Below are 20814 nucleotides of genomic sequence, written 5' to 3' on the forward strand. Positions count from 1 at the left end.
CTCCCTTCTCCTAATTTAACGGCCTAACAGTCTAGCGTCCTGATTGGCAAGCTCGGCCTGCACCTTGTCAATGTCTACTTCGCGAACGGGCACGCCGTCTTCGAGCGAGATCGCGGCCGCAATGCCTGCTGCTTGACCCAGGGCATAACAAGTCGCTTGGACGCGCATCGAAGACATCGCGACATGCGTTGCGGAAATCGATCTGCCCGCAACGAGCAGGTTGTCGATATCGCCAACAGGCACCATCGTGCGATACGGAATATCGTAGCCGTCTACGCGGCGCTCGTCGGTTGTCTTGCCCGCATCCGGGCTATGAATATCGATCTCGTAATTTGTTTGGGCGACCACGTCCGGGAAACGCGTACCGCTTACAACATCTTGTTCGGTCAACGTGTACAGCCCTTCAATTTGATTGGTCTCCCTAACACCTGTCTGCGGTGCGATGTGTGCGATGGCGTATGTCTCGAAGCCCGTTCTCTGCAAATAATGCGCGATCGAGAACACCTGCTTAAGCGCTTCGGTCTCCGCGTAATTGACTTGCTCCATATCGGCTCCGTTCGCCTTGACGCGCGACATATTAATGAGCAAAACGCCGTCTTCGCGCTGCTTCCAATATAACCTGCGCCCCTGCGGCAGATCGGATACCTCCTCGTAATAATAACAGCCTTCCGGAAGTATCTTCTCTACTGGCTTTCCCGTATCCTGCATCGTAAACATAAGTGTCATCGGCTGCGTGAGTCCATCAGTCTCGCGGCCCGTGCGGTAAGGTACACCCGCATCGATGGCTACTCGCCCATCGCCCGTGCAATCGATGATGACATCGCCTTCTATCGCCCTTAGGCCTTCGCGCGTCGAAACGATAACCGAACCGATCCCGCTGCCGCTGCGGATCGTGCCCACGAATTCACAATGGAAGTAGACCGATACCCCTTCCTTTTTCATTTTGTCATTCAAGTATTGGCGAAGCAAAAATGGCGAATATTGCGGCGCGACCGATTCGTCATGGCCTGCGGGCAGATAGTCGGCCAGCATCTCCTTGATGATCTCGCGGTAGATGCCGGTCACATTGCCGACAGGCATAAACACGCTTACGTTGGCAAGCGTCCCCATCCCCCCGAGTTGAGCGGACTTCTCCAGCAAGATCACCTGTTTGCCGCGTCTGGCCGCGCCAATGGCAGCGGCCGTACCCGCAGGTCCGCCTCCGATGACGACAACGTCGGCCTTGGCATGGGTTTTCACTTGACGTTCGAACGAATACACTGCATGTTTCATGATGATCTCTCCCTTAGATCGAAGTAGCGGTGTGAGCAACAAAGGATAACCACCGCTTATCCTGTTTTTTATTTAGTCGTTGCGTACCAATCGTTAATTTCCTTTGAAGCCGCTTCCCCGCCCGCTGACATAAACTTGGATTGAAAGTCGGCAAGGCTATCGATGGACTCCGCGCCGGCGATCAGTTTGACCGTGTAGTCGCCAACCATGGTGCTCAATTGCTGATTCGTCTTCGAATATTGCTGCATGTACGGAGCAAGACCCAGAACGTTTTTGATTTTCACCTCGGCTGGCTGCTCGTTGTTCAGGAAGTTAAACGCATCAAACATTACCGGGTTTTTGCGAACGCGCGCTTGCCAATATTGCGGATAGTTTTCTTCATCCGTTCCCGCCATGTAGTTATTCGCCAAGTTGCGCTCGTCGGTGAAGATCGGCTGGATAGGCTCGTATGCTCCGTCTACTACTTTATAATGTGTGCCTTCCACGCCGATCGCCATATTTTTGAACGTTTCCGGCTCCAGGCTTGCATTGATCCATTTGATCGCATCTTCCGGATGCTTTGATGCTTTCGGAATGAACGTCAGACGGTCAAATCCGGCGTTTGCCGCGAAGCCGGCTTCTCCGTTAGGCCCCTTGAGCGCCGGCACGAAAGCGAATTTGGCCTCCGGCTTGGTCTTCGCAAGGGAATCCGAGATGGCCGGAATGTCCGCCCAGTGAACAACGATGGCGCCAGCTACGCCGCTTGCGAATTTCTCCTTCGCTGTAGCGTCTTTGTTGGCTACGAATTCTCGGTCGATCAATCCTTTCTCGTACAAGTTGCCTACGTAAGCGACATAGTCCTTAAATGCCGGGTCCATGACACGCGGCATGAGCTTGCCGTCTACGTCGTTCCAAGCATTGGCGATGCCGAACGCGCCTACGAGGTTGTCGATCATCGATTGGTCACCCTTGATCGTAAGTAGTACGTTGCGGTCGCCGTTGCCGCCTGGGTCCTTCTCCTTGAATTGCGTGAGAACGTTTGTCAGCTCTTCGGTCGTCGTCGGCATGGACAGACCCAGCTTATCGAGCCAGTCCGTACGGATGAGTATGGAGCTGTTGATATCATACGTAACGGTTACCGGGATTGCGTATAGCTTGCCATTTACCTTAAGCGCTTCCATCGATTCGGGCTTTATAGCCGCCTTAATATTTGGGCCGAATTCGTCGATAAGCGGCGTCAGGTCGACAAGCGCACCCTTTTGCGCATAATCCGAATATAAAGCCATGTCGTTATAGGAAGTGACGATGTCATACGCTTCGCCGGAGGACATGATTAGGTTCAGCTTCTCCGCCCACTTGTCTTGAGGCAGCATATCGTATTGCACTTTGTAGCCCGTTTTTTCTTCGAGCAGCTTGGCTACCGGGTATGCATTGTATTCTTCGTTCTGCCATACGTTCAGTCGCTTTAAGGCTGGCTTTTCCGCATCCGGTTTGGCCGTCGCTTCGTTGTCCGTGTTCGTTCCGTTGCCTGTGCTCGTTCCGTTGCCGGAACAAGCAGCCATAGTCATTACCAGAAGCGCAGACATGGCCATGACAGACATCCATTTGAATGCTTTTTTCATAATGAGACCCTCCTGCAATTAATATAATCTATATCATTAATTTTCCCGCAACGTCCCGATGAAGGGGCGATTCTCCGGTACCTGAAGTCATGCCCTGACGTTCATCTCCATTGCTGGAAAAGTTAATGCCTTAGGAAAGCTGCTTTACATGCCTCCATCAACCTTTTACGGAACCGATGAGCACGCCTTTGATAAAATATTTCTGCAGGAACGGATAAACGAGCAGAATCGGAATCGTGGATGCGATGACCGTTGCTGAACGGACGCCTTCCGCAGGCACGTTCATGAGATCGTCGGCCGTCTTGTCAAGCGCCGAAGATGTATCGGCATTCATGACGATGTCCTGTAGGTACAATTGCAACGGCTTCAGCGACGAGCTGTTGATGTACAGCATCGGGTTGAAGTAGTCATTCCAATAATAAACGGCGTAAAACAGACCAATCGTCGCAAGCACGGGACCACTTAGCGGCAAAATAATACGGAACAGAACCGTTAAATTGCTCGCGCCCTCGATTTTGGCGGATTCCTCCAGGCTGGCCGGCAAGCTTTCAAAATAGCTCTTGATGACCAGCATGTTGAACACGCTGATGAGCGCCGGCAAAATGAGTGAGCCTAGATGGTTAATGAGGCCCAACTCGCGGATGAGTAGATAGTTGGGGATGATGCCCCCGTTAAACATCATCGTGAAGATGAACAAAATGATGATGATGCCCATCCCCGGCAGTTCGCGCTTCGAGAGCGGATAAGCGGTCAGCGCCGTAATGAGCAGCGATGCGAGAGTACCGATGACTGTAATCAGCACCGATATCCAGAGCGAGTTTAGAAACTGGCTGTTCGTGACGACGAATTTCATCGTTTCGAGCTGAAAGCCGACCGGGAAAATTCCGACTTGGCCCGACAAGATGGCCCACTCTTCACTGATCGATTTGGAAAATACGTTTACAAACGGAAGCAGTGTAATAAGCCCTATTGCGATGAGCAGAACGTAGATAGAGCCATCTAGCATGAAATCTTTGACAGTTTTCCTATACATGGTCGTTCCTCCTTTACCAGATGCTGCGATTCAGAAATTTGCGGCTGAGCATGTTGCCGATGACGATAAGCAGGAATCCGACCGCTGAGTTGAATAGGCCAACCGCCGTACTGAAGCTGTAATCCTGCTGGCCGAGTCCCATCCGGTATACATAGGTGCCGATGACGTCCCCGGTCTCGTACACGAGCGGATTATACATGGTCAAAATTTGTTCCGTCCCCGCCTCCAGCAGGCTGCCGATCCGCAGGATGAACATCAACACGATGGTAGGAAGCATGCCCGGAAGCGAGATCGACCACATCTGTCTGATCCGCCCCGCCCCGTCGATGGCTGCGGCTTCGTATTGCTCCTGCTCGATACCCGCAATCGCGGCGATAAACACGATAGCGTTCCAGCCGATTTCCTTCCACCCGGCCGTGAAGACAACCAAGCTGCGGAACAGGCTGTTGTCGGTAAAAAACGAGATCGGCTCTCCGCCGAACGAACGGATGATTTCGTTCACGATACCGCCGGTAGGTGACAGAATGTTAAGGAACAACCCCGAGATAATGACCCAGGAAAGGAAATGCGGCAAATAAATGATCGTCTGGATCGTCCGCTTGAAGAACATGCGCCTCACTTCATTTAGCATAAGCGCGATGACGATCGGAATCGGGAATAAAATCGTTATTTTGTACAAGCTGATGAGCAGCGTATTTACTAATACTTGCAGAAATTCATCCGATTGCAGCAACCTCTCGAACTGCGCCATCCCTACCCACTCGCTGCCGGATATGCCGCCGAAGATGTTGAAATCCTGGAAGGCGATAACGATGCCGTACATCGGCGTGTATTTGAACAATAACAAGAACACAAGGCCCGGTATAAGCAGCAAATACATATCCAAGTTGCCTCTAATCAGCTTCCAACGCCGTCCGCCGGCGTACAGGAGAGTGCCTTCTCTTCCGCTGCGTTTGCTCACGATCTCCACCTACTTTTCTCTGTCTTGTCTCTTATTGTAGGGGAGGCAGCCCAGAGGGAGTAGAGGTCGATCCTTTTATTTCTGGTCTTTTCCAACACAGTTTGCGAATGGGCTTGGGACATGGCGGGGCCCTGTAGTGTGCTGCTTTGCCAAAAATTTTAGATAGCGCTTAAAGTCCTTTAAATCCTATCGCCCCCCCTAAACGATTGCCCGCTCAGGGGATCCACATTACTAAATAGGTATTGCAGCAGCGTCTATAAGCTCGTTCGCCAGACGGTCATAAACGCACATTCGACCAAAACAAACGCATGTTGGGATGCCGGCATGATCAATATAAATCTGGATATGTCCGTCAGGAGCGCAGCATAATGGAGGTTCGGTTCGCCACTCATTAATCTTGTAAAAATGACCCTGATTGCACAAAGCAATAGGGTCATTTTTCTAGTGTACCTTCAAAGAATTGGTCAGCAATTTGTCCCTTACGGCAATTGCCCCAATTCTTGTCCCTCGACAGAATTCTATCGGCAAGTCAGGTTAGCCAATCGCCGTATCTCATCGCTTAACTTTCGATTGACTGGATACACCTCTTCTATGAAATTTAAAATTCGAAGTGCCGATTCTGGAACATGATCGTATCCCTGTATCATATCTCCTATGATTCCAGCAAAACGCGGGTATCTCCTCTCTAGCCGCCTCTCATTGCCGAACGGATCGGGAAAGTAGTCCACCTCTTGCTCCAGCAGATGGAGCACGGATAGAATCCGATCCACTGCGTAACCTTGAACAAACCTTGTCGCGGAGAGACGCTCTCCCCTTGCATAGCGACCGAGCCCCACGTAAAGATTGGTTAACGCTTCATTCAAAGGAAAGTCCAAGGAATCCACCTTTAGGTTGGGGACCGGGTTGGAAGGTTTGGCGATGGCCGTATTGGAATACAGGGGGTTCTTCCATATGACTCTGCCTTCCGTATAGGTCGCATTCGCCAGCTCCCACTCCTCGAATACAGCATATTCCCCGAAAATACCATCCTCGAACAATACTTTGTAGCCAACATCCGAATTCTTAAACGCATAGGCAAGAGGGTGTACTTCCTCGAGCCAATCCAACCGGTCTATATATCGGTTTTTCTCCCTTGGCTCTACAATGACAAAGAAATCTAAATCCGAATATTCATCCAACCGTCCTGTCTCGACCCCAACGGAACCAACGCCTAATAATAAAAGAGCTCCCCCCTTGCGTTCGAGCGACTTGCCGATCTCGCCCAGCCGCTGTAACAGCAATTCTGTTCTCAACATTACGAAACCTCCCCTAGTTTTGGAATGCAAAAAAGGGTCCAACCCACTTTTCAGCGAGGTTGAACCCGAAGGTTGCATTGCCTTTATTATCCTGCCATCAAGTTATCACGTATTTTTATTGCCGTCAATCGAAAAAAACTTGCCATGATTTGTAATTACGGTTCACCGCACATGATCTCAATCTATCCCGCCCTATATTTAATGGACTTTGAAGCTGCTGCCGGATGCAAGCTGCTTCCTGGTGCGTTTGAGCTATCGTTAGGGCACCGTGGTATCAACATAACAAACCCTGACTTTCTTCATTTGATCAGCATGGATTTGAGAGGCACCATCGATTCCTCTGGAACGTAATAATTGAATTTGTTATCGCTGATCTGTCCAAGCAGCTGGCGCCGTATTGAATTCGCGTCCTTCAGCAGACTCACAGACGCCGAGTGATAGTCAATAGGACGCATCCAGATCGGGCTGTAGCCCAGGAACAGCTGCCTTCTTGTGAATGTGGAGCGATTCGGCGAGCCAGCATGCCACAAGTTTTGGGCGAACACGAAGACGTCACCTGGTTTTCCGCACACTTGTACCTCTCCGTCAAGCTGCTGGCGCACATCCTTGTGATTCGGATTGTACGGCTGCTTGTGACTGCCCGGAATCACTTTCGTATTGCCGCGATCCGGCTCCGACATATCGCTCAAAATATAACAAACCTTAATATAATAGGTTGCCGTCAAGCCGTTAATGACAGGAAACTGCGGATGCGGACCGTCTTGATGCCAATCGATAAAGCTGTGCGTGTCCGTTTGGGTTTCGCTTGGATTCGGTTGTCTGATCGTAAGGTGGGAGATGTGAAGCTGAATGTTGTGGCCAAGCAAATTAACGATTAACGGAAGAATGGCAGGCTGATCGATTAATGCAGCAATCTCGGCATGGCGTTCTACGCTGTTATAAATATTATGCGAAAGCGCTTCCGGTTCAATCGAGACCATTTCGTCGATCGCGGCATTCAGCCGGCTTACCTCTTCCTGCGACAAAATATCTGGTATAACCAAATACCCCTGTTCATGAAATTGCTCCATTAATTTCGGTATTTCCAAATGGGCTGTCTTCATCCTTTATACCTCCTACTTGTATTTAATTTAATTATATTTGGCGAACCATCATGTTATAATGTAAGAAAAATCGATTTTCCTTGTAAATAATTTCAATTTGCGAAAGGGTGTTGTCATGCAATGGAGTTCAGCGGATTTCTGGATCCCGATTTGCAATACCATGTCTACGTGAAGGATACCCCTCAATTTCAGAAAACGAATGATACATATGATCATTGGGCGTTGTTCATCGTCGAAGAAGGCGCTTTTAATTACAGAATGGGCAGCCAAAGCGGAAGGGCGGTCAAGGATGACATCGTATTATGCCCGCCCGATCTAACCTTCTACCGGCAAACGGACGGTTTATCCTTCCATCTCATGGGGTTTCAATGGATCAATTCCCTAGAGGGGCCGCCGCGTGCGGCGGATTTCCCGACTTTCGGCAAGCTTCGGCTATTGAACCACAAACGCTTCCAATCCACCCTCTCTCAATTTCGCGAAGCCCAATACTTGCATGCAGGGATTGGTCATACGTACAAGAAACATCTTCTCAGGGATCTGCTCTATTTGCTTCAGATCGAGCAATCCGAGCAGCATACGATGACCTTGTTCAGCGAGGATCCGACCCTTGGGCGAGCCCTGCATTTGCTTCAGCAGCAAGCAGAATTCGGCCTATCGTTGAAGTCGATCGCTGTGGAACTTGGTCTAACCCAGGTGCAGCTGACAAGACTGTTTACACGCGAGTTCCGCATAACGCCAAGCGCCTACGCGACTAATCTTAGAATGGACAAGGTGAAGCAACTCCTTGTATACTCTTCGCTTACCCTTGCCCAGATCGCCGAGCATTGCGGATTTACCGACGAACATCATTTAAGCAAAAGCTTCAAAAAACTGTGCGGCGTCAATCCTTCGTCTTACCGAAAAACGCATAGCGTATAATAGAACAGGCCGACCTGCATCGAATGAGGTCGGCCTTTCGTTCCCGTTATTTAGTCACCGTAACCGAGCGCCTTGAGCTGTTCCATAGCGCTGTCCACTAACGCTTTGTAGTTCATGGACGTTTCCAGCGTCTTGATAAAGTCATCGTATTCGGTCAATGGACGTTTATCGTAAATAAACTTCGCGATCTCCTCTTCCATGTACCGATTCGCATCGGCAGGGTTATACCCCTCCGGATTGTCAACAAATCCGTTCAACGCTTCAATACGGGGTTGATCGTTCGCGAATTCGATTGCAGCCGATTGTGCGGCGAACTTCGCTTGCAAATACTCCATTTCCGGTCTGCCGGTGAATTGGTACAGCCAAGAATGGCCGACTTCGCCCGCCTTGTCCGTCATCATCGGCTTGCCGTCCTCAAGTGTGAAGTGCGTATCCTTCACCCCGAACTGCACGAGCAGCGAGCCTTCGTCCGGATTCGAAATATAGTTGAGCAGATCGAACACCCGCTGCAGTTTCTCCGGGTCTTTCTCAAGTGCTTTCGGAATGGCATATCTCCCAGGCGCCGCGCCGATATCCCACGAACCGTCGAATTGTCCTCCTGTACCCGAAGGAGCGGCGATTTGCAGCCATTCCGCATTCGGATTAACGGTTTTGATCTGTTCCACGAACTGCTCCTTCGTCATGTTCGGCCAATCGATATAGACGATGCCCGCCTGCCCTTTGATCGCCTTCTCCTGATGCTGCAAACCGCTGTTGGCCAGCAGCTCCGGATCAACCGATCCGGAACCAATCATGTCCTTAATAAAGGCCAAAGCATCTTTCATTGCCGGCTCATGAAGCGCATTGACGACTTTGCCGTCCTTCTCGTAGAAGTTGCCTGGCATTCCGACGCCGAAGGCTCCGAAAACGGTCGAGAATGCACTCAGCTTGCTGCCCGTTAGACCAAAGGTATCCGGCTTGCCATTTCCATCCGGATCGTTCTTAGTGAACGCATCCGCTACGGAAGCCAACTGTTCCACGGTCGTCGGCACTTCCAGCTTCAGCTTGTCGAGCCAATCCTTGCGGATCCATAAGGTATTGTATGGGATTTGCGGAGATTTGGAGATGCCATATACGTTCCCGTCGACCATCCCCTTCTTGACGCTGTCCTCCCCGATGAACGCCACCGTTTGCTCCAATTTATCCATATACGGCGTCAGATCGAGCAGCAGCCCTTGCTTGGAAAATTGAATTAACTGCTGCCGGTCGACCATGAACAAGTCGGGAAAGTTCCCCGAGGACATCCGAACGTTTAGTTGATTGTTGTAATCGTCCGCTGCTGGATATACCGTCAGGTTCAGGTCGATATTCAGCGCCTTATCCAATTCCTGCTTAATGATGTCTTTATCGGGTGACGGAAGATTGTTCCCCGTCTCGATAATGTCGAGCTTAACCGGTTTGCCGCTAGACTGCTCCGTCGTTTCCGTTCCGGGCTTGGCGGTAGCGCCCGAAGGATTTCCCGGATTATCGCTGCTGTTTCCACCCGAACACGCCGTAAGCATGGCCCCCGCTAATGAAACGGCTACGAGCAAAGTCCCTAATTTCTTCATGATCTTAACCCCTCTCTGAATGGTTTCATCGGTTACCCTTTAATCGAACCAAGCAGCATCCCTTTTGTAAAATGCTTTTGAAGAAACGGATAGATCACGATGACCGGCAAGCTCGCAATCATGACGGATGCCATTTGCATCGTCTGCGTCGGCATCATATTTTCCGCGTTCTCCAGCGGCTGCTGGCTTTGCATCAGAATCTCCCGGACGACGACCTGCAGCGGATACAGCGTTCGATCGGTCACATAAAAAATCGCTTGAAAAAACTCGTTCCAATGGCCGACCAGGTAAAACAATCCAACCGTCAACAAGACAGGAACGGAAAGCGGCGTAACGATTTGCAGCAGGATGCGGAACTCTTTGGCTCCATCCATTCGGGCCGACTCGAACAGCTCCTCCGGCAGCCCTTCAAAAAAGCTTTTCATAATAAGAACGTTAAAGCTCCAGATTGCATTCGGCAAAATCATCGACCAGATAGAATCGAGCAGCCCCATCGACTTAACGACCAGATAGGTCGGAATAAGCCCTCCGCTGAACAACAAGGTGAACACGATCATGAGAAGAAAAAAGTTTCTTCCCGGCAAATTCCGGCGACTAAGCGGGTACGCCATCAGTGCCGTCAAGACGAGATTGACCGCTGTTCCGATCACCGTAATGAGAACGGTTATTTGGAACGCCTTCGGAATATTGGACTCCGTCAGCAGCGTGCGGTAAGCGGAAAACGTAATTTCCTTCGGGAACAATATGAATCCGCCGTTACGCAGCACTTCTCCGAACGGAGTGATGGATACGGATACGACATAAAGGATCGGCAGAATGGCGACAAGTCCGCATATTCCGAGAATGACGTATATAATTGCGTTGGAAATTTTATCATCGAGGCCCCTTACCATATGCCCTCACCCCATTTCTTCGCCACACGGTTAGCTCCTAGCACAAGGATAAGTCCGATGACCGATTTGAACAATCCGACTGCCGACGCCAAACTGAAATTAAGCTGCTGCAGACCGGTTCGGTAAACCCATGTGTCGATGATGTCCGCAACCGGGTATACCTGAATATTGTACAGAATGTAAATTTGATCAAAGCCTGCATCAAGCAGATGGCCAAGCTTCAGAACGAACAGCAGGACGATAATGCTTCTAATGCCAGGAAGCGTAATATGCCAAATCATTCGCATTCGGCTCGCACCATCCACCTTCGCCGCCTCGTAAAGCGTCGGATCGATGCCCGCCATCGCGGCCAAATAGATAATCGCACCCCAGCCGAGATTTTGCCATACCTCCGATCCAACCAGTATGCTGCGGAAATATTCCGTCGAGGTCAGAAACGGGATCGAGCTTCCCCCGCTTCCACAATCCAGCGGTTGATGAGACCGCCGTTCTGGGAGAAGAGCGTCAAAAGAATGCCGAAAATAATGACCCATGACAAGAAGTGCGGCATGTAGGTCAGCGTTTGTACAATCGACTTCAGCCAGCGAATGCGGCATTCGTTCAGCAGTACGGCCAGCATGATCGGCGGCAGCGTCCCCCATAACAGCTTGTAGAGGCTGATCAACAGCGTATTGGTCAGCAGCTGGCTGAAATAAGGCGACTCGTAAAAGCTCTGAAAATGCTTATACCACGGATCAACCCACGAGCTGCCCGTTATGCCGTCCAGGATTGCAAAATCTTTGAAAGCGATAATGACTCCGTACATCGGGAAGTACCGAAATATGACAAAATAAATAATGCCGGGCAGCAGCATGATGTAAAAGGCTTTAAACCGCCATGCTAACTTTAAAATCATGAGCAGCCTTGTCCGCAGAGAAAACCGTATCCGAGGGGCTGGCGTTAGGCTATGATTGGCTTCCATCGTATCCCTCCCTAGTTTGAATGCGCTTCCAATAAGGTAAGTATAAAGGTCCTGACGTCTCCTCGATATACACAAAAACGTAAAAAATGTAAGCATTTCCTTCATCATCATTAACATCGAATATGGATCCATCTGCATCAATATCAACGGTAAATGAGTAAAGGCTGTCACGAATGGCCTGAAGAAACCACGTGACAGCCTTGGTATCGTTTTTGGTTAACGCCAAATACCTAATCGTTCGTCGCTTTCCGTCAGGACGGGCATATCGACGCGGACCACAGTTCCTGCCCCTTCCGCGCTTCCGATCCGCAAGCCGTACGTCCCGCCGTGATGGATCCGAATTCGCTCATGCACGTTCCGCAGCCCGATGCCCGTAAACCGGTACATGGAGCCCTGCCCACCGTCCTGATTTTCCAACAGCAGCCTGCTTCGCTTCTCCCGCCTGATGCCTATTCCGTTATCGCGCACATAGAGTCTCAGAACACCCTTCCTCAGCCCGCCTTTCACGACGATAAACCCGCCGTGATTCGGCGTTAATCCATGAAAGAGTGCATTTTCTACAAGCGGCTGCAGGGTAAGCTTAAGTATGCGATACTGCAAAAGGTCAGGATTGATATCAATCATAAACTGATATTGTTCCCCAAAGCGCACCTGCTGAATATGCATGTACATTCGCAGCCCTTCCAGCTCCTCCTCAAGCGATACGTATTCCGATTGCTTGTCGAAGCTGAAGCTTAACAGCTTGACCAGCGAACGAATCGTATCGCGCAGCTCGTCGATACGCTGCTGCTTTGCCAAGCTGCTTATGCAGGCAAGGGTATTATACAGAAAATGGGGCGCAATCTGGCTTCGCAGCATCTTCAGCTCGTATTCCTTCTTCTGCTCCTCCGCATGTTTCGTCTTCTGGAGCAGGCTCTGAATCCTCTCGAGCATAGCGTTATAGCTCTGCGTTAGCCTGCCGATTTCGTCCATTCTCGTGACAGGCAGCTTCGCCACGACCTGAAAGTTGTTAAGACGGTCCATCTTCTCGACAAATCGGCGAATCGGATGCGTGAACGATCGGCTGAGCAGATACGCGCTGATCAGTAGCATCATGATCCATACGATACTCGCGGTCCGGTAGTTGCTGTTCAGCTTCTGCAGGTCCTGATAGAAATAATCCTCTTCGATGAACGCCGCAAGAGACCAGCCTAGACGGTTTTTGGTCGACTTCACGGCAACGAGCGGATTCAAGGAATCCCCTTCTATGCCGCTGACGCCGACTTTGAGCAAGGCGAGCTGCCCTCGAAAGCTCTCCTCCAGCTTCGGCGGATACGAGGCCGATTGGAAGGGGAGCAGTTTATCGCGGGAATCCAGCCGATTAATGACGCTGCCTTCCTTCGTGAACAGTATGTAAGATTGATAGATCATTGGCGCAATACGCTCTGTGAGCAAATCGAGATTAAGTTCGGCGACAACGACACCCTTCACCTTATTGTCTGCATCCGCAATAGGCAATACGTAAGCAAGCGTTCGCCCCGACATCGGCGAATCATAAGGTTCGCTCACGTTAATAGCCCCATAGTTAATCAGCGCTAGCTCATAGAGCTGGTTCAGCTTTGGATTGCCGATGATGTCATAAACGACCTGCGAGCTTGCAAATACTTGGCCGTCAGCTCGAATCATGTACAAAGTTCTGGCAATGGAATTGTTAATCCCCGCGAACTTGCGAAGCGTCTCGACGGCTGCCTCCTCATTCCCTTCCTCCAGCAAATCGGCGCGGGTCGAGAGTAGCAGCAGCATATTTTCCACATTATCCAAACTTGCATCAATATATTGATTCGTCCGGCTGACGAGCAGCATGGCATCGCGAATGACTTGATTCTGAAGCACACTTTCCGCCTCGTGGAGGTTTCGCCATGCAAGCACTTGAACGAGCAGCAGCGTCACGATGAACAAATAAATAAACTGCTTGGAAGCGAGACCAAGGCTGGCATACCAATGAAACAGTTTCCTCATTTCCACCCTTCCTTCGCGCTCGTTCTCTCTCACCTGTGCTTTCAGCCATTCCGTTTATAGTCCGTCGGCGATACCCCGGTCCAATTTCGAAACGTAACGGTAAAATAGCGGTAGCTCGGAATGCCGACCTCTTCCGCGATCTCATATACCTTCTTATTCGAATGCCTAAGAAGCTCAATCGCCTTCTCCATACGAAGACGGGTAATATACTGATTGACCGTACTCCCCGTTTCCTCGCGAAACAATTTGCTGATATAGTGTGGGCTCAATCCTACCTGCTCTGCAATAACGGGCAATGAGATCGGCTCCTTGAGATGGTCTTTGATCCATTGCACGGCCAACCGAATCTCAAAGCGCGAACGCGACTTCCCTAGCTCTACAGCTTCCATAACCTGAACAATATTGGCAATCATCTCGGCTAACGTTCCTGCGTCCATTAATAGCCCCATACGGACTGCGCTTAGCTCAGCGCCCTCTTGCTGCCTGTGCCAGTCAACCTGCCAATGGAGTATCCGTTCCTTCAGTTGACTTGGCTTCACTCGCTCAGCGATGCACCAATCCCTGAACTCGCCAAGCAAGCATTCCTTCAAGCTCGCAAGAGACAATGATGCTTTTCTCAGCATCTCGTTTAATTCCTTCGTTTTCTTTTCCGTCAGATCCGATAGAGGCAGCGAATGCTGCGCGTACACAGCGCTTTCCTCGGGACATCGGTCGTAAAACAGCGCATCTTTCCACTCGTTCGAATAGGCGAGCGCCGATGCAATTTCTTCCTTCGATGCGACCGGTTTGCTAAATAGGGCACATACTGTCGCCCACCGTCCCTGCTTGGTCTCTTCCCTATTCAACAGCTCCGTCAAATGCTGAACGACCGTGCGGAGTGACTCAAGAACAGCATTGGCAGAAGTTCTGCCTTCAAGCAGAACAAAATATTCCCGCTCCCGTACCGTCAGCCAAGTCAGCCAAGTTGGATCCCTTTTTTCCTGCTCGGTCAGTCTCTGCCGAACCGTTTCCTTCACGGGTAGATAGGCTAATGGAGGAATGTCTAGCTGAAGTCGTACCAGCCGAATCGGACGATCTACGCTTAACGTCATCGATTGCCAATCGGAGCCGGCTGGCTCTTGACCATGAAGCAGCTTGCCGAATAAGGCGGCTTGCAGCTGCCTCTGTTCCCTTCTCGCATGCTCCTGCACCATGCGCTCCTTGACGACCGCAGCTCTCACTTTGTCCATCGCCTGCTTAAGCTCTTCTTCCTCCAATGACACCTTCAAAATATATTCAAGCGCTCCAAGACGGAGCGCTTCTTGTACGTAATGAAAATCGCTGTGACAGGTTAACAATATGATCTGAACGTGCGGGTGCCGCTTCCGGAGTTCCCGAATGAGAGCAATGCCGTCCATAACCGGCATCGTAATATCCGTTATCACGACATCTGGCGTGCGTTCAGCACATAGCTGCATCGCTTCCGAGCCGTTGCTCGCTTCCCCTATCCATTCGGCTCCGCACGCCTCCCATGGAAATAGCCGAAGCTCTTGCCGCAGAGGAATTTCATCTTCAACGATCAATACGCCAAGCGGCTTTATGACCATGATATCCTCTCCTTTACGCCTCAAAATGTAAGCGCTATCATTTATTTTATTCCATTATATAGCATAAACTCTTATTTCGGCAACCTCCGCGCGTGGTCCTCCGTTCGTTTCGTTGATCCATAGTCTAATCGTATGTGACGAGATGGAACGGCTTAGCTTATGCACTTTTTTGCGCTTATGGTTGTGCTTCTCTTCAGCCAGTGTAACCCATTCCTCACCGATGAGCGCCTCTATCCGATAAGATCGGACGAGCTCGGGAATCGCTTCGAAAGCCGTGCGATGATGGTGCAAATTGATTAAATCTTCATTAACGTCGTCGTTAAAGGTGACGTGGATCTCGGCGATCGATTGCACTTCAGCCCACTCCAGCTGCAGCCATTCCGGTTTGCCTGGAGACATCGGCTCGGACATCCATAAATGCGGACCGGCAAACGGCCGAATATACCCGTCCGTCACCGCTGCGGCAGCGTACGCTTCCGTATTAGGCGTAACCTGCAGACACAGCGGCTTGCGGTTCCAACGGCGCATGCTCCACTGTACGACCGGCTGATCCGGTTGACGATCCTCTAAAAGCGTAGAGACGATCGGCTTTGGCCCCTTCTCAAAGCACAGCACGCCGGTCATCGGACAATCCGATCCGTGCAGCTGAATCGCTTCGTTCGCCTTAATAATAAGGAATGCATTACAGGCTGCATCGGGCTGCCAAAATAAGTCCAGCTTAACCCATTGCCCGGTACCTTCGGCTACTGACACCGATGCTTCAGCTACCATCTGCTTTGGCACGTAGTTTTCACCTTTATCCGTATGCCACAGCTCCACTTCAAGAGTAGCAGCCTTTGCCGCATCGATCAGCAGCTTCACCGATTCAAGCGAGGGATTCACTGGAAACAGGATGCCCAGTTCTTTATCCAACGGGTGCGTATAGGTTGAGTCCGTCAGCGAAACTTTGGTCATTGTGCTGGATGCCGTAATACGGGCCGACTTGGCGTGATCGTTAGGGTCGTCTGCCGCGATCCCGATAATCGACGCATCCTGCCTGAGCATCGTCTGCTGCAGGTCGTTCATATGGTCACGGTGCAGCGCACGCGGCGATATCCCTTTCTGCACGCACAGTGCGGCACCGCTTCCGGCTGCTTCGCCAATGACCGCACAGGTTGCCATTACCCTCGTGGTACCGAATGCGACGTGAGTTGCGCTGATATCGCGGCCTGCGAACATCAGATTGCTGACGTTGCTGGAGTACAGACACCGAAATGGAATATGATAGATGCCGTCCGAAAATAAATGCTTTGAACCGCTCTCTGTCGAATACATGCCTTGCGGCGGATGAAGATCTATCGACCAGCCTCCGAAGGCGATGCGATCAGTGAAGGGCTCCTGCGCGATAATATCGTTTTGGTTCAACATATAATCTCCCGTGAATCGGCGATACTCCCGTTTGCCAGGGAGCGATCCGACCCATTCCAGCGTCATGCGATCGGCATCGAAATTGCCGGAGTTTTTGATATAATCCCATACCCCGTAAATGACCGACCAGAGCTCATCGCGTATTCGTTCATTATCATGCACCGTATCCAGCTCGCCGCCCCATTCGATCCACCAATAGTGGCAGCCTGAGTCGCCGCTGCGAATGACCCGCTTCATCGGGATCGCCGTTTGGGTAATGTCCTTCGCAAAGCTCGGCGGAATGTATTTGACCGGCCGATCGGCCTCCTTCGTATAGAACAGGAGCGTGCTGCCAAGCGTAATATCGTCCGCCGTCTCCGGAGCCCAGTCCTCGTTGTATTCCTCTGCTGCCTCGCGGCCGATCCGGTATTTAGCGCCTGCCAGGAAACCCGCAAGGCCATCTCCTGTACAATCTATGTACATATCGCTTTCAAACCGGATTTTCCGCTCGGAGCCCATCATCCAGCCCGTGACCGACTTAATGGTGCGCTCCTCCTCCGCGCCCTCCGCTTCGACCTCGTGCACATCCGTATTGAGAAACAAAGCAATGTTCGGCTCAGCTCGGACCGTCTCGAGTACTACGAGATCCCATAAATACGGATTTCCATCCGGGTTCCGGTATTGATTCTCGACGAACATTTCTCCCATGATGCCGGTTTCTCTCGCGTAACGCTGAGTGCCATGCGCCGTAGCGCCGCATACCCACACCCGTACCTCGCTGCTAGAATTGCCTCCGAGTACGGGTCTGTTGTTCACGAGCGACACGGTTTGGCCGAGACGAGCGGCTGCAACGGCAGCGCATACGCCGGCCAATCCTCCACCAATAACGGTAATGTCGGATTTTACGAATTCAAACTTCAATCGAATCCCCCCAAGTCTAGAATTACTATCATCTTAATCGAGGGGGTCGTTATTTAACATGCACTGCGCTATCATATTGGCATATACTTTATTTCATTCTGGAGCTGATTGCGGTGATGATGTTGAATCGAAGCCCCATCCTATATCCTAGCCTAATGCATCATGTCTTTTGGAATCATAAGAAGAAATTTCAATACAGCGTGGACACCTACGGACATTGGGTTCTATTTGCTGTGGAGGGCGGCAGCTTCCGTTATGGGATCGGCGACAGCGAGGGAGTGGCGCAGATAGGCGACGTCATCGTTTGCCCACCGGGCGTCGATTTTCATCGCGACGTTATCCATGCGCCGTCCTTTCATTTCATCGGATTTTCGTTGGGCTCTATATCGGGAGATGCGGTTGCAGGGCAAGAGGCAGAGCAGGACGTCCATCATCGTTTAGCGGCTTCTGCCTACAAGCCCACAGTCGCGCATAAGGAGAGGTTTGCCGATAATTTGAGATATTTCAAGAGGCAGGACGAAGCTGCCGCGGAGATCGATCAGCGGAGCTATTGGCAAAACCATGCGCTGAACGATATTTGGTTCTTTTGTTTGCAGTCGATAGCGGCCGGCGTGGTTGGCGTAGACAAAGAACCTGCCGATCCTCTGATGGAGCAGGCTCGGCTCTATATCCAGCAAAACGCCTATAAGGACATGAGCATGCTGCTGCTAGCGGACGAGCTGGGCATCAGTCCCGTTCAGCTCACCCGCAGATTCACACGAAGCGTGGGGATGACTCCTTCGCGCTATTTAAGCCATATTAGGCTGGAGCAAGCAAAGTCCTTGCTCGTCGATACCCATCTGAATTTAGAACAGATCGCATTAGCTTGCGGCTTCAACAATGGCTTCTACCTCAGCCGCGTGTTCACGAAGCTGATGAAAGTCAGTCCTTCCGCTTACCGGAAAACGAACCGGGTCTAATGCCTGCAACAATCCCCTCTATTCAATAGTAGGAAGCGACAGGACAAATAGACTTCATTGTTCCGAGCTTTCCATAACCGATAGCAGCCTGCCTTGAGCTTGAGCCAACTGCCTGCGAACGTATGGCGAAGGCCAGGCCGGGAACGGCATGCTTCTAGTTCTCGCCGCGGATGAACCGCTCGAAGATATTCTTCCTGTTGCGGCAGTGGTATGCCTTGACCGTTGTCAGACACCACGCATCGTCTCTTTCGCTTAGGGAGACGGGGATGCTTAGCGGCCGATTCGGATGAAGGGACTGTACGATTTTATTGAGTAATGTCTTCCAGTCCTTCTTCCATTTTGAATTCCTCATTTGCCTGTATATCCGTTTCATCCCTTTGTTCATCAACGTTTCAAATCATTTTTATTGCTTGCAAGGCCACATGAGGCAGTGTATGTGAGACGGATACAAAACTGGGACAGATGATCCTTCAACTCTCGGTCTTCTGTCCTGAACTGGTAGAGCGAAGCCGCTTGCATTGCAGGTGGCTTTACTTGCTCTTCCCCCTTCTAGAACAACTAAAAAGCGGTACCACGCGCTTCGGTGTAGTTGGATTTTTGTTATATCTAGTAGCCACCACGGCTAAACTGACCAAGCGGAGGCGAGCCTAGTGGTTACAGCAAGTCAAGCGCTCTTCTGACTTTTCTGGCGAAAATGAGCGGCTTTTGTACCGCTTCGATGTTGACATAGATCAATCTGGGGCGCTCGAACAGCCATTCGTTATGAATGGACGAAACGATGATGCCCTGTTTAAGAAGGCTTGCGATAAACCGATCCGTTTCCTTTTGCAACAGGGCAACTCTTCCCAAACACAACGCTCTACCAGTCACAGCATTTAACGATTCAAACGAGAATGATGAGGTTAACATAAACCTTTTCTTTAAAATCGTTGCCTTTACTCGATTGCGCGAAATGGTTGCGACGCATTTTCCGCCTGCAAATCCGGGGGTTCCTCCAATGATTTTGGCAAACCTTCCGCAAATACGTTCATTTCTACTCATGCTCAACCGAATTCCTCCTTAAAAGCGTAGCAGATTCCGGAACTGCTTTTGCTTGACCTGATTCATTTTCACTTCGTAATAGGTACCCCTGGCTCGGCTGAGCTTCGGCATTAGAATCGGGGGAATAGCCAACGGGTTATTTTTTGAGCGGCACAGATATATCCTCCTACTGAAGACTAGACATTTGTAGGTTCAAGGCATTCGCCCTGAAGTCCTGATATAGTCTAATGCCGCATCGGAGAAACGCGATACGTACAGCAGCCCACGGATACCATTTATTTTATTACGCTAAACTTGCGAAAGAGAAGATTTTGATTAGGCTGTGTTTTGGAGACCATTGATCAATAAGCTCAGTGGGGGTACGCCTATATATTAATTCATATGAAGAGACCCCACCTGAATTATGCAGGCAGGGTCTTCGTCATGCGTGACATCGAGCACGATAGACATGATTACGAGTAACAAGGTCATCGTGGGTTTGTGATCGTTCCTGCCAACGTGATGCTTTATGCACAAATCAGAACCACCCGTCCAACGGGTGGTTTGCACTTGGGGTATAACCCCCTGTTGCCAAACTGCGCCTAAAGACGCTAGCCTGACCTCAAATCTGTTCAGGCTCAGTGTTATTTGTCACTTCCACTTACCAGTTAAACTGGTTTATTTCTTTTTGCTACTTTTACCACCGAATGGATCTTCATACTCTTTTACACTCAGCTTATCTATTGCTTGATCATGTGCTTCTTGCTCGCGAATATACTTAGCGACGGTTGCTTCATTTAATCCTACTGTGCTTACATAATAGCCTTCCGCCCAAAATTTTCGATTCCCGTACTTATACTTTAATTGGGCATGCTTCTCAAAGATCATTAGCGCACTTTTTCCCTTCAGATATCCCATGAATGTTGATACAGCTATTTTAGGAGGTATTGCTACCAGCATGTGCACATGATCTGGCATCATATGACCTTCTATGATTTCCACTCCCTTATATTTACATAGACGCTTGAAGATCTCGATCAAGTCTCTTCTCACTTGATTATATATTTCTTTACGTCTATACTTCGGGGTGAACACGATGTGATATTTGCACATCCACTTCGTGTGAGCTAAGCTATAATTCTTGTTTGCCATTAAGACCATTCCTTCCGTTGAACCTGAACATCTCAATGTTATCGGAATGGTCTTATTGGTGTAACCCTTGATTCCTCCACCCGCATAGCAGGTGGTTTTATGTTTCGCACGCTTCGCGTGCTCAACTGGCTAAAGCCTAAATAAAAAGCCGCACATTGCGCGACTT

The 20814-nt window shown here is 50.4% G+C and carries 16 protein-coding genes and 1 pseudogene; 2 read left to right on the top strand and 15 right to left on the bottom strand.

The window, feature by feature from the left end:
- Positions 1-15: 15 nt before the first annotated feature.
- The 6 genes from P0X86_RS16480 to P0X86_RS16505 form a co-directional block, all read right to left on the bottom strand.
- Complete coding sequence (locus P0X86_RS16480; protein ID WP_277745890.1) at positions 16-1272, bottom strand: FAD-dependent oxidoreductase; 1257 nt, start codon at positions 1270-1272, stop codon at positions 16-18.
- A 68-nt stretch (positions 1273-1340) separates the two neighbouring features.
- A complete protein-coding gene (locus tag P0X86_RS16485; RefSeq protein ID WP_277745891.1) occupies positions 1341-2873 on the bottom strand; it encodes an extracellular solute-binding protein in 1533 nt (510 codons plus the stop codon).
- Positions 2874-3030: 157 nt separating this feature from the next.
- Positions 3031-3906: a carbohydrate ABC transporter permease gene (locus P0X86_RS16490; RefSeq protein WP_277745892.1), complete on the bottom strand. Its 876-nt coding sequence runs from the start codon at positions 3904-3906 to the stop codon at positions 3031-3033.
- Between the two features lie 13 nt (positions 3907-3919).
- Positions 3920-4867, bottom strand: coding sequence for an ABC transporter permease (locus P0X86_RS16495; RefSeq protein WP_096773814.1), 948 nt, complete (start codon positions 4865-4867; stop codon positions 3920-3922).
- 518 nt (positions 4868-5385) lie between these two features.
- The gene (locus P0X86_RS16500; protein ID WP_277745893.1) at positions 5386-6162 is read right to left on the bottom strand and encodes a hypothetical protein; all 777 of its coding nucleotides are present in this window, start codon (positions 6160-6162) and stop codon (positions 5386-5388) included.
- Positions 6163-6461: 299 nt separating this feature from the next.
- On the bottom strand, positions 6462-7265 hold the full coding sequence (locus tag P0X86_RS16505; RefSeq protein WP_277745894.1) for a phytanoyl-CoA dioxygenase family protein: 804 nt from the start codon (positions 7263-7265) through the stop codon (positions 6462-6464).
- Positions 7266-7385: 120 nt separating this feature from the next.
- Between P0X86_RS16505 and P0X86_RS16510 the strand changes: the two genes are divergently transcribed.
- Complete coding sequence (locus P0X86_RS16510) at positions 7386-8183, top strand: AraC family transcriptional regulator (protein ID WP_277745895.1); 798 nt, start codon at positions 7386-7388, stop codon at positions 8181-8183.
- 50 nt (positions 8184-8233) lie between these two features.
- On the opposite strand, the gene P0X86_RS16515 is transcribed toward P0X86_RS16510, so the two are convergent.
- From P0X86_RS16515 to P0X86_RS16540, 6 genes and pseudogenes are all read right to left on the bottom strand, one after another.
- Entirely contained in the window at positions 8234-9772 is a 1539-nt protein-coding gene (locus P0X86_RS16515) for an extracellular solute-binding protein (protein WP_277745896.1), read from the bottom strand.
- 32 nt (positions 9773-9804) lie between these two features.
- The gene (locus P0X86_RS16520; protein ID WP_277745897.1) at positions 9805-10665 is read right to left on the bottom strand and encodes a carbohydrate ABC transporter permease; all 861 of its coding nucleotides are present in this window, start codon (positions 10663-10665) and stop codon (positions 9805-9807) included.
- A pseudogene (locus P0X86_RS16525) lies at positions 10659-11560 on the bottom strand (ABC transporter permease). Before P0X86_RS16525 ends, P0X86_RS16520 begins: the two are co-directional and overlap by 7 nt.
- 282 nt (positions 11561-11842) lie before the next feature.
- Entirely contained in the window at positions 11843-13624 is a 1782-nt protein-coding gene (locus P0X86_RS16530) for a sensor histidine kinase (RefSeq protein WP_277745898.1), read from the bottom strand.
- 41 nt (positions 13625-13665) lie between these two features.
- Entirely contained in the window at positions 13666-15210 is a 1545-nt protein-coding gene (locus P0X86_RS16535; protein ID WP_277745899.1) for a response regulator, read from the bottom strand.
- Positions 15211-15264: 54 nt separating this feature from the next.
- The gene (locus P0X86_RS16540; protein ID WP_277745900.1) at positions 15265-17517 is read right to left on the bottom strand and encodes an FAD-dependent oxidoreductase; all 2253 of its coding nucleotides are present in this window, start codon (positions 17515-17517) and stop codon (positions 15265-15267) included.
- A gap of 116 nt (positions 17518-17633) precedes the next feature.
- Here P0X86_RS16540 and P0X86_RS16545 point away from each other — a divergent pair, with 116 nt between their 5' ends.
- Positions 17634-18476 carry an AraC family transcriptional regulator gene (locus tag P0X86_RS16545; RefSeq protein WP_277749045.1) on the top strand — a complete coding sequence of 281 codons (843 nt, stop codon included), beginning with the start codon at positions 17634-17636 and terminating at the stop codon, positions 18474-18476.
- A 154-nt stretch (positions 18477-18630) separates the two neighbouring features.
- On the opposite strand, the gene P0X86_RS16550 is transcribed toward P0X86_RS16545, so the two are convergent.
- The 3 genes from P0X86_RS16550 to tnpA all read right to left on the bottom strand — a co-directional run bounded on the left by P0X86_RS16550 (position 18631) and on the right by tnpA (position 20648).
- Positions 18631-18828, bottom strand: coding sequence for a hypothetical protein (locus tag P0X86_RS16550; protein WP_277745901.1), 198 nt, complete (start codon positions 18826-18828; stop codon positions 18631-18633).
- A gap of 302 nt (positions 18829-19130) precedes the next feature.
- Positions 19131-19517: a DUF1259 domain-containing protein gene (locus P0X86_RS16555; RefSeq protein ID WP_192571805.1), complete on the bottom strand. Its 387-nt coding sequence runs from the start codon at positions 19515-19517 to the stop codon at positions 19131-19133.
- Positions 19518-20174: 657 nt separating this feature from the next.
- Positions 20175-20648: an IS200/IS605 family transposase gene (gene tnpA / locus P0X86_RS16560; protein ID WP_277745902.1), complete on the bottom strand. Its 474-nt coding sequence runs from the start codon at positions 20646-20648 to the stop codon at positions 20175-20177.
- Between the last annotated feature and the right edge of the window lie 166 nt (positions 20649-20814).

The organism is Paenibacillus sp. BR1-192 (assembly GCF_029542445.1).
GTDB lineage: Bacteria > Bacillota > Bacilli > Paenibacillales > Paenibacillaceae > Paenibacillus_AQ > Paenibacillus_AQ lautus_A.